Below are 14,866 nucleotides of genomic sequence, written 5' to 3'. Positions count from 1 at the left end.
CAGGGTAGGGTGGGGCATGACCCGTTTTCTGATCATTGCCCTGCTGACCGCCAGCCCGCTTGCGGCTGCAGAATGGACCACCAAACCCGGAGACGTCCCCCTGAGCGCGCAGGAATTGGACGCATTGGCGGGCCGCACGCTGACATTCTACGACGACGGAAAATCGAAATACTCGGTGGGTGGGGCCTATTCCTACACCTACGCCAGCGGCGAATCCGCGTATGGCACCTATTCCATCGCGGAGGACGGCAGCGTTTGCATCGCCTATCGCAACGGCTTCAGCCGCTGTGACCTGTATGTCCGCAGTGGTGAACGGCTGATCCTGATTGATCAGAAAGGGAACCGCTATCCGGTGCGGCCGGAGTGAGAGCGAGGCGTGCACCGTCGATCATTTCATCCACTGGCTGCAAGCGGGGCTAAGCTGCCTTGCGCTTTATTTACTATCGCGTTGCAAGCAGCTGATCTTGGAGTTCCCGTAGCAGCTTTCTCTTCATGGCCCGCGCGTAGTCCGCATAGCCGTTCGCGATTTCTACAAATGCGCCGGGCCCAGAAATTACATGGTTCGCATAGTAGGCTTGAACCTCTGTCTCGGCACCTTCGATCACTAGCCCGTTGACAGTCACGCGCTCGAAAGGAAAGTGTCTGTAAGCGCTTTCTGGCGGGTAGCGGTGGTTGTGGATGCCATCACCGGAAACATCGAGAACAAGCCTGTCACACCAAGACACCTCGCTAAGTTTAGTCGCTCCGAAACTAAGCGCAGCCCCTATTGCGGTCGGATATTCGGCCGCTCCGCGCTGATGGACGAACAAGCGCTCAATGAACCCGGATAAATCCTGTTCGTTGTGAATAAATTTCCAGGGAGAGATGATCGCTTGCTGGTAGTAACCACTCCATTCGTAGGCCATCAGCGCAACCGCATCAGGTCTGGACAGGATCACGCTTCGTACTGATGGGTCGGACAGTGCGGCAGCCAGGCCTTCACGCTGCATTTTGTATTCGGCATCGTCCACGCTGACCGAAACATCGAGTGCAAAAGCAAGGGCAGTCGAGCATTCTGGTTCTTCTGCTGTTGCCGGGCAGGTCGGCAGCAGCGCCAATAGGGCAATGCGTGCCAAAGGGATCATCGTGAACCGCTCCTTTGCAACGTGTTTGATGAAAGAACGATAGCATATCGCCCGGGATTCGTCAGAATCGGCGTTGCCAGAACACTTGAAGCTTCGGAACATCCTTCTGTGATATGTTCCGGTCTGGGTTCAAAGCAGAGATTTGATCACAACCGCCCCAGCAATTCCGCCGTTGGCCACGCATCCGCAGGCAGCCCCAACCGAACCTGTTCGGCCTGCACCGCAGCGCGTGTTCCAGCGCCCAGAATGCCATCGATCTTGCCCACGTCATGCCCGCGCGCCTGCAGCTTGCCCTGCAACTGCTTCATTTGCGCACCGGACAGCCCCTGCGCCGGATTGCCCGCATTGTAGATCTGCGCGCCTTCCAGGCGGGTGCCGAAATAGGCGGCGGTCAGAACATAGACAAAGCTCTGGTTCCATTCGAAATAAACGTCGAAATTCGGATAGGCTAGAAAGGCCGGGCCCTTGTGACCCTGCGGCAGGATCAGCGAGGCGGGCAAATCCGCCAACGTCCCATCGCGCGCCTGAACGCCCATCGCCTGCCACTCTGACACGGGCCGCGGTTTGCCGGGGCCAGACAGCGACCAATCCATCTGCGCAGGCACCGTGACTTCCTGCAGCCACGGCTGACCCGGTTGCCAGCCCAGATGCGACAGCATCTTTGCCCCCGACATCAGCGCATCGGGCGCGGATGTCTTCAATGAGACCTTTCCGTCGCCGTCCCCATCGACACCGTTTTCCAGAATGTCACGCGGCAGCATCTGCACCATTCCGATCTCGCCCGCCCATGCCCCGGTGGTGCGGGCCGGGTCGAAATTGCCTTGTTGGTACAGCTCGATTGCCGCGAAGATTTGCGGCCGGAACAGTTCGGGGCGGCGGCAGTCATGGGCCAGCGTCACCAGCGCGTTCCGGGTGTTGAAATCGCCCTGAAACGCGCCGTAGTCGGTCTCGAACGCCCAGAACGCCAACAACACGCCGCGTGAGACGCCGTATTCCCGTTCGATCCGGTCGAACACAGCATCGTATTTGCCTGACATGGCCTTGCCCCGGTCGATCCGGTTCTGCGAGATCAGGCGGCGGGAAAAATCGATGAAGGGTTTCTGGAACACGCCCTGAGCCCGGTCGGCTTTCAGCACAGCGCCATCCTGCTGAACACCATTGAAAAAGCCGTCCACGGTGGATGTGTCGAATCCCTGCTGGATGGCTTCGTCTTTCAGGCCCTTTACAAAGGAATTGAACCCGCCGCCGCATTGGGCAAAGGCAGGGGCGGCAAACAGGGTGGCGGCGATCAGGCCGGAAAGAAAACGCATGAGTGTGTCCGTCAGAAAATAAAGTTAAGCCCAACCCACACCGACACGAGGCCCAGTGCAAGCCCCCAAACCCGCCAAAGCATGTCACATGCGCGGAAAACCTCTGTCGCGCCGATCTCGCGCGGGGCTTCGCCATTGACCCAGGCCAGATCGCGCACCTGCCCGTCGTAGCTGCGCGGTCCGGCCAGTGCCACGTTCAGCGCCCGCGCCATCGCGGCTTCGGGCCAGCCTGCATTGGGCGAGATGTGTCTGTGTGCATCCCCTGTAATTTCAGGCCAGCGGTTCCATTGTCCCGACAACGCCACGATCATCAGACCGGTCAGCCGGGCCGGGATCAGGTTCAGCAGATCGTCGAACCGGGCCGCGGCCCAGCCGAATTCCCGATATTTGTCGTTGCGATAGCCGATCATGCTGTCGGCGGTGTTCACGGCCTTGTAGATCAGCAGGCCCGGAAGCCCCGCGACCAGAAACCAGAAGGCCGGCGCGATCACCCCGTCGCTCAGGTTCTCGGCGGCACTTTCGATGGCCGAGCGTGCGACCTGCGCCTCGCTCATGTCGCGTGTATCACGTGACACGATCATCGCGACCTTCGCGCGCCCTTCGGGCAGGGATACTCGCAACCCGTTCGCCACATCCTTCACATGCGACACCAGCGATTTCTGCGCCAGCAGGATGGCGCAGATCACGACCTCGGCCATCCATCCCAGAAACGAAAGCGCCCAGCCAATTAGGACCGACGCAACAACCAGCAGGGCGACAACCCCGACACCCTTGAGCCGTCGCATGGCCCCATGGTTCAGGCGCTTGTTCAGCCAGCCGATTGCATTGCCGATCACAACCGCAGGGTGACGCAACCGCGACCACAGCCAGTCCGGTTCACCCAGCGCAGCGTCCAGGGACATGGCGCAGATCAGCACGAACGCGCCAGTCACAGCGCGGCCTCAAGCCTGTCCCAGCCGTTGGCGGGCGGCAGACCAAGACGCAGGTAGGTTTCGGAATAGGGAAAGATGCGGCTCCAGATATGGGCCTTGGCCAGACGGTCCTGCCAGGCGGCGGCATTGTCCACCTCGTAGAGGCGGAACAGGGTCGTTCCACCGACCAGCCTTGCGCCCTTGTGCGTGACCAGCCTGTCCAGCTGTGCGGCTTCGTCACTCAACCTTGCATGGGTGGCCTCGGCCCAACCGGTGTCCTGCAGCGCCCGGGTTCCGATACGCAGGGCCGGACCCGATACCGCCCATGGCCCGGTCAGATCGTTCAGTTGGGCGATCATGTCCTTCGGACCGACGGCAAAGCCCAGCCGCAACCCCGCCAGCCCCCAGAACTTGCCAAAGCTTTTCAGAACGATTGTGCCGGGACGGTTCGACAGACGGATCAGAGAGGCGCCGGGTGTGACGTCGCAAAAGCTCTCGTCAATCACAGTCAGCGGGGAATTGGCGTCGCGCTCGGCCCAGATCCGGCCATCCGGGTTGTTGGGGTGCACGATCACCCGGGCCTCGGCCGCGCCGTCCCCGGTGACCGTCCAGCCCTGTGCGGCAAACGCCGCCGCGTGTTCATTATAGGTGGGCATCGTGATCCGGACCCGCCCCGTCGCTGCAAGCGCGGGAATGCGGGCGATCAGGGCCGACGCGCCGGGCGCGGGCAGAATCGCGGCCTCATCGGGAACCGACCAGAACTGTCGCGCAGCCTGAGTGAGAAGCTCGAACGCGCCGTGATCGGGCAGTTCCGTCCAGTCCGATGGCACCAGCCCGGACACATCGTAGGGATGAGGGTTGATCCCGGTCGACAGATCAATCCAGCCGCTGCGCATGCCGCCATAGCACCGGATGGCCCCGTCCAGCCCGCCGCCGTGATCCCGGTTGCTGCGCGGGTTCAGGTTGTTATCGCCGCCGATCATGTGAATTCTGCCCCAAAACGCCCGATTCAGCCCGCTTCAAGCGGATTTTTGCCTTTTTGACAAGCAAATCCGCGTGATCAGAGCCCCTCAGGGCCGTCATTAACACTTTGTTAAGGAAATCGCGTGATCACGAATTACGGGGGTCGGCACCGTTCACCTTATCAAGTGCCGAGGTTGTTGCAAATGAATGTTCTGATTGTTGAGAGTAACCCCGACCTTGGTCGGGTCTGGAAAAGGCATCTGGAAAGACAAGGCGCGATCGTTACGCTCGTCGCCGGGCAGGAGGCTGCGATCCTTGCGCTTTACGGAACGGCCTTTGATGTCATCGTGCTTGACCTGGTTCTGGAAACCGGCAGCGCGCTGGCGGTTGCGGATTTCGCCAGCTATCGCCGCCCCGAGGCGCGGGTGATCTTTGTCACCAACACCACGTTCTTCTCGGACGGTTCGATCTTTGCCCACAGTCCCAATGCCTGCGCTTATGTGCAAAGCGAAACGCCGCCAGAGGATCTGGCGGCGATGATCGAGCATTACGCAGCGGGTCGCTGATCGCGCCGGTGCGGTTCTGAATAATCCAGCACCGGGTTCACGGGAATGATGCGATGCGGGTTTATGCTGTCGTGGCTGTAGTGATAGTGACGCACAATGTGGTTCATGTTCACAGTCTGCGCGACGCCCGGCCACTGATAAAGTTCGCGCGTATAGGCCCAGAGGTTCGGGTAATCGATTAGACGGCGTTTGTTGCACTTGAAATGCAGATGATAGACCGGGTCGAACCTGATCAGAGTGGTGAACAGACGCCAGTCGGCCTCGGTAACGCGGTCGCCCATCAGATAGCGGCTCCGGGTCAGCCTCTCCTCCAGCCAGTCCAGCGTGTCGAACAACGGATGCACGGCCGCGTCATAAGCTTCCTGTGTGGTGGCAAAGCCTGATTTGTAGACACCGTTGTTGACGTCGGAATAGATGCGGGCGTTGACCGCTTCGATCTCATCCCTCATCGCCTCGGGCCAATAATCATCGGTATTGCCGGTGATCCCGTTGAAGGCGCTGTTAAACATCCGGATGATTTCCGAGCTTTCGTTCGACACGATCGTCTCCTGCGCCTTGTCCCAAAGGATCGGCACGGTCACTCGGCCCGAATAGGCAGGATCGGCTTTGGTGTAGATTTGATGCGCATGGGTCAGACCATAAAGCGTGTCGCCCGTGGCACCTTGCGCGTCCGGTTCGAATGTCCACCCCTGATCCAGCATGTCCGGGTTGACCACCGACACGGAGACATGATCACGAAGACCCTTCAGTTCCCGAAAGATCAGCGTGCGGTGCGCCCAGGGGCAGGCCAAACTGACATACAGGTGATAGCGCCCGCTTTCTGCGGCGAACCCGCCTCTGCCCGACGGGCCGGGGCTGCCATCAGCGGTCAGCCAGTTGCGAAACTGCGCGGCCGAGCGTTTGAAAGCTCCGCCGGTTGATTTGGTGTCATACCAGGTGTCATGCCACGTGCCGTCGATCAACAGGCCCATATCGGCTCCTCCGTTTGCAGTTCCCCTAAACATATGATGCCGCGCCGAACCTTCCTACGTCACCAAGCGCGCAACCGGTCTGCGCCCGTGCACATCCGGCGCTGGGATTTTCGTGCAACAGATCATTGGCAAGCCGCGCCATGTGACCCGGTTCACTGGATTTTTACATCCATGCCCTCACAATAAAGGGCACCGAAGGGGAATTTTTGTATGAGTACGTATGTTTCAAAGGAAATGCGCGCCGAGTTGGACGCCGCGCGAATCGCCACATTGAAGAAAACCAGCCGTTTGCGGGTGGAGATGGGCGACAATTACTTCAAGATCCTCAAATTGTGGAAAGACGGTTTCTCGGTTGAGGCCGCGACGACCCCGCGCCTGCGCGGGCTGGTCGATATCTATGACGGCGCGACCCACCTGTACCAATGTTTGATCATCGCCGATGAAGAGGAAGCGGGCGAAATGCGCTATGAATTCAAGCGCAACACCGTTGCCGCCGACAGCGCTCCGCTGGATTTCTACCGATCCCCCGATGCGCCGATCGCACTTCTGGGGCATGAGGACTAGGGGCGGATTTCCACCGTCCTACCGTTTTCCGTCAGGCTCCAAAGCTGCGCTATCTCGATATTGGAAATTGCAATGCAGCCTGCTGTCCAATCGCCGGGTAAGGTCGGCCCGACAACGCCGATGGGTTGCCAGTGGATGAAAATATCGCCACGGGGATCAACCCCTGCTGCCGCGCAAGGGCGATGCCCTTCGGTTGCGGATAATCAATCCCAATGGACAGGTGAAAAGCGCTTTGCGGATTGTCGCGATTGACGGCGAACGCACCCTCGGGCGTATTGCCGTCGCCTCCCCGTACCTTATTGCCATCCGCTGCAAACCCCAGCGCGATATCGGGCTGCATCACCACCGCGCCCTTCAGAGTAGCGGCCAGGTGCCGGGCAGATTTCTCGATCAAAAAGGCCCGGCGCACCTGTTACTGCAAGTCGCCAAACGCCCGTTTCAGCCGGGCGCAGGCGTCTTCGATCCGTGATTTCTGGGTCGCCAGATTGAACCGCTCAAACGTCTCGCCGCCCTTGCCGAAACCGGGGCCCGATGAGGTCGCGATCTTTGCATCCTCGCGCAGGCGGCGGACAAATTCGGCGTGATCCATCCCGGTGCCCGAGAAATCGACCCAGGCCAGATAGGTCGCCTGCAACGGCATCGACCACAGTCCGGGAATTTCGGCGATGGCGGCATCGAACAGTTTCCGGTTGTCGATCAGATGCGCGATCTGCGCATCGACCCATTCCGCCCCCGCAGGGGAATAGGCGGCGGTAACCATGGCAACACCCAGAGCGGATGGATCATAGTCCAGAGTGTAAAGCCGATGCCGCATCGTGGCGCGCAGCTTGTCGTCGGGGATGATCAGGTTGCCGGTGCGTTGACCCGCGATATTGAACGTCTTGGACGCCGCGGTCAGCGTCACTGTCCGGGGCCGCGCCTCGGGGGCGGCGACATCCATCGGCACGAAGGTGTTTCCAGGATAGACCAGATCGTGGTGAACCTCGTCTGAAACCAGAAGCAGCCCGTTGCGTTCGGCAAATTCGGCAACGGCCCGCAGTTCATCCGGCGTCCAGACCCGGCCCGACGGGTTCTGCGGCGAACACCACAGCAGCAGCTTCTCGGATCCGTCCAGCCGCGACTGCGCATCTTCCAGATCCAGCGCGTATGTATCGCCGTCGTGCACCAATGGGCATTCCACGACGCGCCGCCCGGTCTTGTTCACCTTATGGGCAAACTCGTGGTAAACCGGCGGGAAAATGACCACGCCGTCGCCCGGTTCGCTCCAGACATCCAGACACAGTGCAATGGCATTACCCAGGCCTTGCGCGGACAGCACCCAGTCGGTGTCGATTTGCCAGTTGTGCCGGGTTTTCATCCACCAGGCGATGGCCTCAAGGTATTGCGGGTGCTGCCAGGAATACCCGAAAGTCCCTTGATCGGCCGCCGCGCGCACCGCTTCGATCACGCAAGGCGCAGTGGCATAATCGGAATCCGCCGTCCACATCGCCAAACCGTCCCGGGGTGAAACCCCGTACAATTGTTCCATCTTGTCCCACTTGGTACAGTTGGTTTCGCGGCGGTCGATCGGGTCGTTGAAAGTCATGTCTGCTCCATTTGTCACGCCGAAAGCTAGCCACTATTGACACAAGCGCAAGGGGGGCGTTGCGGCTGGGCGCGCGTTGCCCTAAATCAGCCTCATGAAACGTGATATTCTGATCCATCCCGACCCCCGCCTGAAAAAGGTCTGCGCGCCTGTGGCCGACCTGACGGACGCGCTGCGCACGCTGGCCGATGACATGCTGGAGACGATGTATGATGCGCCCGGCATTGGCCTTGCCGCGCCGCAGATCGGCGTGCTCGAACGGCTGATCGTGCTGGATTGCATCAAGGAAGAGGGCGAAGCGCCGCGCCCGCTGATCATGTTCAACCCGGAAGTCATCGCCGCCTCGGAAGAAACCAATGTCTATGAGGAAGGCTGCCTGTCGATCCCTGAACAGTATGCCGAAGTGACCCGGCCCAAGGTGGTGGACGTGGCCTGGATGGACGAGAACGGCAATGCACGCACCGAAACATTTGACGGTTTGTGGGCAACCTGCGTTCAGCATGAGATCGACCACCTGAACGGCAAGTTGTTCATCGACTATCTCAAACCGCTCAAACGCCAGATGATCACCCGCAAGATGCAGAAGCTCAAACGTGAACGGGCCCGGACATGACCGTCCGCACCTGCCTGCCCTGGCCGGACAAGCGCCTGCGCACCAAGGCAGATGACGTCACCGAGATCACCGACGAAATTCGCGCCATCTGGAACGACATGATCGACACGATGGAGGCGATGCCGGGCGTTGGCCTCGCTGCGCCTCAGATCGGCGTCATGCTGCGGCTGGCGGTAGTCGATGGCTCGACCGAGCGGGGCCGGGCGATCCGGCTGGCGAACCCGGAAATCCTGCACCGTTCCATTGAGCTGCGCGAGCATGATGAGGCCAGCCCGAACCTGCCCGGTGTGTCGGCCAAGGTGAAGCGTCCTCGCGCGGTGACGGTAAAATACATCAATGAACAGGGCGTCGTCGACCGCCGCGACTTTGTCGGGATCGAGGCGACAAGCGTTCAGCATCAGATCGACCACCTGAACGGACGGATGTATTTCGACCGCCTCAGCAAGGTCAAACGCGACATGCTGCTGCGCAAGGCCAAGAAACTCACGTAGGCCGGGCTTCAGCCCGGCACCCCAGCACCTCCGGAGCCGACGATGCGCATAATCTTCATGGGAACCCCTGATTTCTCGGTCCCGGTGCTGGATGCGCTGGTCGAGGCCGGGCACGAGATCGCCGCCGTCTATTGCCAGCCGCCGCGCCCGGCCGGACGTGGAAAAAAAGACCGTCCGACCCCCGTACATGCCCGCGCCGAGGCGCTGGGCCTGACCGTCCGCCATCCCGTTTCGCTGACATCAACCGAAGAACAGGCCAAATTCGCGGCACTGCAGGCAGATGTTGCCGTTGTTGTCGCCTATGGGCTGCTCCTGCCGCAACCCGTTCTGGATGCGCCCGCGCGGGGGTGTCTGAACATCCATGCCAGCCTGCTGCCGCGATGGCGCGGCGCCGCCCCGATCCACCGGGCAATCATGTCGGGGGACGCGCAGACTGGTATCTGCATCATGCAGATGGAGGCCGGACTGGATACAGGCCCGGTCCTGCTGCGTCAGGCAACTGATATCGGGCCCGAGGAGACGACAGTCCAATTGCACGACCGGCTGTCTGACATGGGCGCCGGGCTGATCGTCGAAGCGATTGCCAAACTGCCTGATCTGACACCCGAGCCGCAGCCCGATGATGGCGTGACCTATGCCACCAAGATCGACAAGGCTGAGGCGCGCATCGACTGGGCACGGCCCGCCGCCGAGGTTGATCGCCAGATCCGCGGCCTGTCACCGTTTCCCGGCGCATGGACGGATATCAGTGGCGAGCGCATCAAGCTGCTGGCGTCGCGTCTGGCTGAAGGGCAGGGCGCACCGGGCGAGGTTCTGGATGCAACCCTGCGCGTGGCCTGCGGTGACGGGGCGGTCGAACTGCTGCGCTTGCAAAGGGCGGGCAAAGGCGCGCAGGATAGGGAAACCTTTCTGCGGGGCTGGCCGATCCCAACCGGCACCCGGATGTCTGCGGAGTAAGCTGAATGTTCATGATCCTGATGGGGACCGTCGTGATCGCCGGAATCGTGGGGTACCTGGCCGAGAAGACGGGTTTTACGCATAACGGATATCTGCCCTCGATCATCATCTGCGTTGGCGGGGCTTTTCTGTTCTATTTCGTCCGTATCATGTTCGGCATCAGCTTTGGCCCGCCCGGTCTGGACGCAATGCTGTCATCTATCGGGGCACTGATCATCGTGCCGACGCATTGGAGGAAATGACATGCCGGTTGTCGCCCTGATCGTGATCGGAGCCGCCGCAGGTTTCCTCGCCACGCGATTGATGCGGATCGAGGCGGATATTCCCACCACCATGCTGATTGGCATCGTTGGCGCTCTGATTGGCGGCTTTGTGTTGCGGATGCTGGTGACTGTGATGGGCTGGCTTTCCGGCTTCGTGGGCGCTGTTTTGGGCGCGCTTCTGGTGATCTGGCTGTGGCAGAATTACCTGCGGCGCTGATGTCTTGACCTTTCGGTGCGTTGGGGGCCAGATCACGGCCGATCCGCAACGTAAGGAAGTCCAATGCCGCATGATCTGAAACCGGGTGACGTCGCCCTGATGGGTGTCCCGCTGGACCTGCATTCCTCTTTCCTGCAAGGTCCGGCCTTTGCCCCGGGCCGCATCCGCGAGGCGTTGCATTCCGGTGCCGCCAATCTGACCGCCGAAGACGGCACCGATCTGGGCGCGACCGACCGGTTCAGGGACACGGGCGATCTGGACGTGTTCGAGATGCGCGGCCAGGAACCCATTGACCGGATCGAAACAGGGGCAGCCGAGCGCATCGCCACAGGCGCGCGGTTGTTGTCGCTGGGCGGCGATCATTCGGTCGCCTTTCCATTGATCAAGGCGCATTCCGAACGGTACGAAGGGCTGAACATCCTGCATATCGATTCACACCCCGATCTGTATGACGAACAGGATATCGGCCCGCTTGGCCATGGATGCCCCTTTGCCCGCGTGATGGAAAGCTGCCGGATCAATCGTCTGATGCAAGTTGGCATCCGGACGATGAACACCCATCAGCGAGAGCAGGCCGAAAAGTTCGGGGTCGAGGTCATCGACATGCGCAACTGGCGATCCGACCTGCAGATTTCTTTCGAAGGTCCGGTCTACCTGTCGCTGGATCTGGATGCGCTGGACCCGGCCTTTGCGCCCGGTGTCTCGCATCACGAACCCGGTGGACTCAGCACGCGCGAGGTCATCGACCTGATAAACCGGTTTCAGGGCCAGCTGGTCGGTGCGGATATCGTGGAACTGAACCCGCATCGCGACCCTTATGGCATGACGGCCATGGTCGCGGCCAAGTTTGTCAAGGAAGTCGGCGCGCGCCTGCTGCGCCGTTAGCGGTCGTCACAAACCTCGGCTGATCCAAGCCGCGGGGCGGTGCCGGTCGTCATGCCAAACAGTTCGGTCTCGGCCGCGGTCATCCAATGCATGCCCTCGGCCGGGGCTGCGGCCAGCGTGAACCAATAGAACTCCTCGGGCGCGCCGATATCGCGGAAATAGTCCAGATAGCGGTCGTGTTCGGGGTCGGTGGTTGGAATTTCGGTCGCAACGATGCCTGCCCCGCTCCAGCTGTGAACGCCGACGCAGGCACCCGGCTGCAAAATGCGCCGCTTGCCGGCCAGGAACAGATCCGTTCCGCCAGACGCAATCAGCCCGTTTGACGGAACGATGATGTCGAACCCCGCTTCATGCACTGCGCGGCTGAACACCACATTGGCGTCGTCGTCTGCCGACCCTTCGATATTCAACAACACCAGCGTCCGGATGTCTGGGTTGCGCGCGACGACCTTTTCAAAGGCGGCAAGCGTGGTGTCATCGATTGTGCCGGTTGCGATGATCTGATCATCCCGGGCGACAAACTGCACAGGCTGGTAGAACGTGCCGCATGACGCCAGCAGGCTCAGGCAGGTGCAAATAATGGCTGGGCTGGTTTTCATCCGGATACTCGCACTGTGACGGCCATGAGGTATCAGCGCGCAGATGGCCCGTCCACCGGTCAGGGCGACACTGCGGATCAGACCTGCGCCTTCTTGGGTTTGAACGGGGCCATTCCGGCACGGGCCAGTTCATCGGCACGCTCGTTATCGTGGTGTCCGGCATGGCCTTTGACCCATTCCCAGGTCACGTGATGGCGCGACTGCGCTTCGTCCAGCCGCTGCCACAGATCGACATTCTTGACCGGTTTCTTGTTCGAGGTTTTCCAGCCGTTTTTCTTCCAGCCGAATATCCAGCCGGTGACACCGTTTTTGACATAGGCGCTGTCGGTCACGATGGTAATCGCGGACGAACGCTCCAGTGTTTCCAGCGCACTGATCGCGGCCAGCAATTCCATCCGGTTGTTGGTGGTTTCGGCCTCTCCGCCGTTCAGTTCACGCTCTTTCAGAATGCGTTCGCCATCCACCGCGCGCAAAAGAACACCCCATCCGCCGGGACCGGGATTTCCCGAACAGGCACCATCGGTGTAGGCAAACAGATCAGGCATGGGCGAAAACCAGAACGAACCCGTCATAGGACCCGGCCAGCCCTTTTCCCATCCCGGTCACGCAACGATCCAGCGTGAAACCGGCATCGGCCAGCGCCGTTTCGATCTCGGGTTGCGAATAATAGGTGTAGTACCGGTCCAGATCGTCGCGATGTTCGCCCGTACCCAGCTTCATGCCCAGAAACAGCTGGCCGCCGGGTTTCAGCGCCCGGTGGATCGTGCTCAGGTGTCCGGGGAAATCGGCGCGTGGGGCGTGCAGCAGGGAAAAGCTGGCATAGATGCCGTCATATTCGGCCTCTTCGGTGACGTCTTCGAACGTACCCAGATGCGCATCCACCCCGTTTTCGCGGGCATGGTCCACAAAGGCTGGCGTGGCATCCAGCGCCCTGACCTTCAGGCCCTGCCGCATCAGAAACGCGCTGTCCGATCCGGGGCCCGAGCCCAGATCCAGCACGTATCCGCCTGCGCCGACCGCGTCGGCAAAAGCCTGTCGTGCCTCAAGCTGTTCGGCAGGCAGCGGCATCTGCAGATAGTCCGATACCCGGCTGGTATAGGCGTCGATCGTTTTCCGGTCCGGCATCACGCAGGTTCCCTCAGTACGCGCGGCACTTTGAACTCCACGTTTTCCACGGCGGTCTCAACCAGTTCGACGGTCACGTCGTAATGATCACGAAAAGCGTCGATCACCTCATTGACCAGCACTTCGGGGGCCGAGGCTCCGGCGGTGATAGCGATGCTGGAAATCCCCTCAAGCGCACGCCAGTCGATCTCGGTCGCGCGCTGAACCAACTGTGCATAATTGCACCCCGCGCGCGACGCGACCTCGACCAGACGGCGCGAGTTGGACGAGTTCGGCGCGCCCACCACCAGCAGGGCATCGGATTTCGGCGCCACCGACTTGACCGCTTCCTGCCGGTTGGTGGTGGCGTAACAGATGTCTTCCTTGTGCGGACCGACAATGGCGGGGAACCGCGCCTCAAGGGCTGCTACGATATCCCGCGTGTCATCCACCGACAGGGTGGTCTGCGTGACAAAGGCCAGCTTGCCCGGGTCGCGCACCTGTACCTGCGCCACATCGTCGACGGTTTCCACCAGCAGCACCTCGCCATCGGGCAGTTGCCCCATGGTGCCGACAGTCTCGGGATGGCCCTTGTGGCCGATCATGATCATCTGCAACCCGGCATCCGCGTGGCGCTGTGCCTCGACATGGACCTTGGACACCAGCGGGCAGGTGGCGTCGACATAGATCATCTCGCGCTGGGCGGCTGTTGCAGGAACTGATTTTGGCACACCATGGGCGGAAAAGATCACCGGCCGGTCGTCGGGGCATTCGTCCAGCTCCTCGACAAAGACCGCGCCCTTGTCGCGCAGCCCGTCGACCACGAATTTGTTGTGCACGATCTCGTGGCGCACATAGACAGGCGCGCCCCATTTCTGCAGCGCCATTTCCACGATCTTGATCGCACGGTCCACACCAGCGCAGAAGCCCCGCGGGGCAGCAAGGTAGAGTGTCAGGGGCGGCTTGGTCATTGGGCGGTCTCCTTACGGCACAGGTATTTCTTTTCCTGGCCTTGGTCCAGACAGAACCGCGTCACTGATCTGACATGAATCGGTGTTACCAAGATGGTGTTTCAGCACCTGTTCCTAGTTAAAGAAAGCGCGGCCAGGATCCAGATCCTGACCGCGCATATTTTTTCCCCATCAAGAAAACGTTGGCCGGGTCAGTGCCCACCAGCGACCGCGACACTGCGCGTCTCAGCGGGCATCTCGCGCGGAGGGCGGCCGATCACGTCGCGCAGGTCCTCGAGTTCAATGAAGTTGTCGGCCTGGCGGCGCAGCTCGTCCGAGATCATCGGCGGCTGGCTACGGATGGTCGAGACGACCGAAACGCGCACGCCCTGGCGTTGCAGGCTGGCAATCAGCGGGCGGAAATCCCCATCGCCCGAGAACAGCACGATATGATCCACGCGCGGTGCCAGTTCCATGGCATCGACGGTAAGCTCGATATCCATGTTCCCTTTGACTTTCCGACGCCCCATGCTGTCGGTGTATTCCTTGGCCGGCTTCGTCACCATGGTGAAACCGTTATAGTGCAGCCAGTCGACCAGCGGGCGGATGGGTGAGTATTCGTCGTTTTCCAGTAGCGCCGTGTAATAAAAAGCTCTAAGCAGTTTGCCTCTGCGCATGAATTCCTGACGCAGCAACTTGTAGTCGATATCAAAGCCGAGTGCTTTTGCGGCCGCATAAAGATTCGAGCCGTCGATGAACAGCGCCAGCCGCTCGTCCTTGTAAAACATAAATA

General features: G+C 60.9%; 21 protein-coding genes. 9 read left to right on the top strand and 12 right to left on the bottom strand.

Going from position 1 to position 14,866, the window contains the following annotated elements; all coding sequences use genetic code 11:
* The first annotated feature begins 16 nt into the window (after positions 1-16).
* Positions 17-367 carry a hypothetical protein gene (locus ACR0J8_RS15505; protein ID WP_170805946.1) on the top strand — a complete coding sequence of 117 codons (351 nt, stop codon included), beginning with the start codon at positions 17-19 and terminating at the stop codon, positions 365-367.
* A 73-nt stretch (positions 368-440) separates the two neighbouring features.
* Here the strand turns inward: ACR0J8_RS15505 and ACR0J8_RS15500 are convergent, their stop codons facing one another.
* From ACR0J8_RS15500 to ACR0J8_RS15485, 4 genes are all read right to left on the bottom strand, one after another.
* A complete protein-coding gene (locus ACR0J8_RS15500; RefSeq protein ID WP_480891013.1) occupies positions 441-1,124 on the bottom strand; it encodes a DUF1194 domain-containing protein in 684 nt (227 codons plus the stop codon).
* 146 nt (positions 1,125-1,270) lie between these two features.
* Positions 1,271-2,434, bottom strand: a complete 1,164-nt coding sequence (locus tag ACR0J8_RS15495) for a lytic murein transglycosylase (RefSeq protein WP_480891010.1) — start codon at positions 2,432-2,434, stop codon at positions 1,271-1,273.
* An 11-nt stretch (positions 2,435-2,445) separates the two neighbouring features.
* Positions 2,446-3,366 carry an adenosylcobinamide-phosphate synthase CbiB gene (gene cbiB, locus ACR0J8_RS15490; protein WP_480526229.1) on the bottom strand — a complete coding sequence of 307 codons (921 nt, stop codon included), beginning with the start codon at positions 3,364-3,366 and terminating at the stop codon, positions 2,446-2,448.
* Positions 3,363-4,328, bottom strand: coding sequence for a threonine-phosphate decarboxylase (locus ACR0J8_RS15485; RefSeq protein WP_480526230.1), 966 nt, complete (start codon positions 4,326-4,328; stop codon positions 3,363-3,365). The genes cbiB and ACR0J8_RS15485 overlap by 4 nt, the downstream gene beginning before the upstream one ends.
* A gap of 183 nt (positions 4,329-4,511) precedes the next feature.
* On the opposite strand from ACR0J8_RS15485, the gene ACR0J8_RS15480 reads away from it, so the two are divergent.
* The gene (locus ACR0J8_RS15480; protein ID WP_170611970.1) at positions 4,512-4,874 is read left to right on the top strand and encodes a response regulator transcription factor; all 363 of its coding nucleotides are present in this window, start codon (positions 4,512-4,514) and stop codon (positions 4,872-4,874) included.
* On the opposite strand, the gene ACR0J8_RS15475 is transcribed toward ACR0J8_RS15480, so the two are convergent.
* A complete protein-coding gene (locus ACR0J8_RS15475) occupies positions 4,856-5,845 on the bottom strand; it encodes a glutathione S-transferase family protein (RefSeq protein ID WP_480891006.1) in 990 nt (329 codons plus the stop codon). The two genes, ACR0J8_RS15480 and ACR0J8_RS15475, sit on opposite strands and share 19 nt — an antisense overlap.
* Before the next feature lie 210 nt (positions 5,846-6,055).
* On the opposite strand from ACR0J8_RS15475, the gene ACR0J8_RS15470 reads away from it, so the two are divergent.
* A complete protein-coding gene (locus ACR0J8_RS15470) occupies positions 6,056-6,409 on the top strand; it encodes a hypothetical protein (protein WP_170681560.1) in 354 nt (117 codons plus the stop codon).
* On the opposite strand, the gene ACR0J8_RS15465 is transcribed toward ACR0J8_RS15470, so the two are convergent.
* Both ACR0J8_RS15465 and ACR0J8_RS15460 read right to left on the bottom strand, forming a co-directional pair.
* Positions 6,406-6,531 (bottom strand): hypothetical protein, encoded by a 126-nt coding sequence (locus tag ACR0J8_RS15465; RefSeq protein ID WP_480891092.1) that lies wholly within the window; start codon positions 6,529-6,531, stop codon positions 6,406-6,408. The two genes, ACR0J8_RS15470 and ACR0J8_RS15465, sit on opposite strands and share 4 nt — an antisense overlap.
* 290 nt (positions 6,532-6,821) lie before the next feature.
* Complete coding sequence (locus tag ACR0J8_RS15460; RefSeq protein WP_480526234.1) at positions 6,822-7,994, bottom strand: MalY/PatB family protein; 1,173 nt, start codon at positions 7,992-7,994, stop codon at positions 6,822-6,824.
* 94 nt (positions 7,995-8,088) lie between these two features.
* Between ACR0J8_RS15460 and def (ACR0J8_RS15455) the strand changes: the two genes are divergently transcribed.
* From def (ACR0J8_RS15455) to speB, 6 genes are all read left to right on the top strand, one after another.
* On the top strand, positions 8,089-8,607 hold the full coding sequence (gene def / locus ACR0J8_RS15455; protein WP_480526236.1) for a peptide deformylase: 519 nt from the start codon (positions 8,089-8,091) through the stop codon (positions 8,605-8,607).
* Complete coding sequence (gene def / locus ACR0J8_RS15450) at positions 8,604-9,098, top strand: peptide deformylase (protein ID WP_480526238.1); 495 nt, start codon at positions 8,604-8,606, stop codon at positions 9,096-9,098. Before def (ACR0J8_RS15455) ends, def (ACR0J8_RS15450) begins: the two co-directional genes overlap by 4 nt.
* Positions 9,099-9,140: 42 nt before the next feature.
* Positions 9,141-10,055 (top strand): methionyl-tRNA formyltransferase, encoded by a 915-nt coding sequence (gene fmt, locus ACR0J8_RS15445; RefSeq protein ID WP_480526240.1) that lies wholly within the window; start codon positions 9,141-9,143, stop codon positions 10,053-10,055.
* Between the two features lie 5 nt (positions 10,056-10,060).
* Positions 10,061-10,297, top strand: coding sequence for a hypothetical protein (locus ACR0J8_RS15440; protein ID WP_170611953.1), 237 nt, complete (start codon positions 10,061-10,063; stop codon positions 10,295-10,297).
* A 1-nt stretch (position 10,298) separates the two neighbouring features.
* Positions 10,299-10,535 carry a GlsB/YeaQ/YmgE family stress response membrane protein gene (locus tag ACR0J8_RS15435; protein WP_170611951.1) on the top strand — a complete coding sequence of 79 codons (237 nt, stop codon included), beginning with the start codon at positions 10,299-10,301 and terminating at the stop codon, positions 10,533-10,535.
* 63 nt (positions 10,536-10,598) lie between these two features.
* Positions 10,599-11,420: an agmatinase gene (gene speB, locus ACR0J8_RS15430; RefSeq protein ID WP_480526242.1), complete on the top strand. Its 822-nt coding sequence runs from the start codon at positions 10,599-10,601 to the stop codon at positions 11,418-11,420.
* Here the strand turns inward: speB and ACR0J8_RS15425 are convergent.
* The 5 genes from ACR0J8_RS15425 to ACR0J8_RS15405 form a co-directional block, all read right to left on the bottom strand.
* Positions 11,417-12,019, bottom strand: coding sequence for a COG3904 family protein (locus ACR0J8_RS15425; RefSeq protein WP_480526243.1), 603 nt, complete (start codon positions 12,017-12,019; stop codon positions 11,417-11,419). The genes speB and ACR0J8_RS15425 overlap by 4 nt on opposite strands.
* Before the next feature lie 77 nt (positions 12,020-12,096).
* Entirely contained in the window at positions 12,097-12,564 is a 468-nt protein-coding gene (gene rnhA, locus ACR0J8_RS15420) for a ribonuclease HI (RefSeq protein WP_480526245.1), read from the bottom strand.
* The gene (locus tag ACR0J8_RS15415; RefSeq protein ID WP_480890997.1) at positions 12,557-13,144 is read right to left on the bottom strand and encodes a class I SAM-dependent methyltransferase; all 588 of its coding nucleotides are present in this window, start codon (positions 13,142-13,144) and stop codon (positions 12,557-12,559) included. Before ACR0J8_RS15415 ends, rnhA begins: the two co-directional genes overlap by 8 nt.
* Entirely contained in the window at positions 13,144-14,094 is a 951-nt protein-coding gene (gene ispH / locus ACR0J8_RS15410; RefSeq protein ID WP_170611941.1) for a 4-hydroxy-3-methylbut-2-enyl diphosphate reductase, read from the bottom strand. The genes ACR0J8_RS15415 and ispH overlap by 1 nt, the downstream gene beginning before the upstream one ends.
* Before the next feature lie 191 nt (positions 14,095-14,285).
* A complete protein-coding gene (locus ACR0J8_RS15405) occupies positions 14,286-14,861 on the bottom strand; it encodes a LabA-like NYN domain-containing protein (RefSeq protein ID WP_170611939.1) in 576 nt (191 codons plus the stop codon).
* Between the last annotated feature and the right edge of the window lie 5 nt (positions 14,862-14,866).

The sequence above is a fragment of the Ruegeria sp. N11 genome (assembly GCF_056531525.1).
Note: the sequence above shows the minus strand (reverse complement) of the source record. Positions and strands in the feature narration are given on the sequence as shown.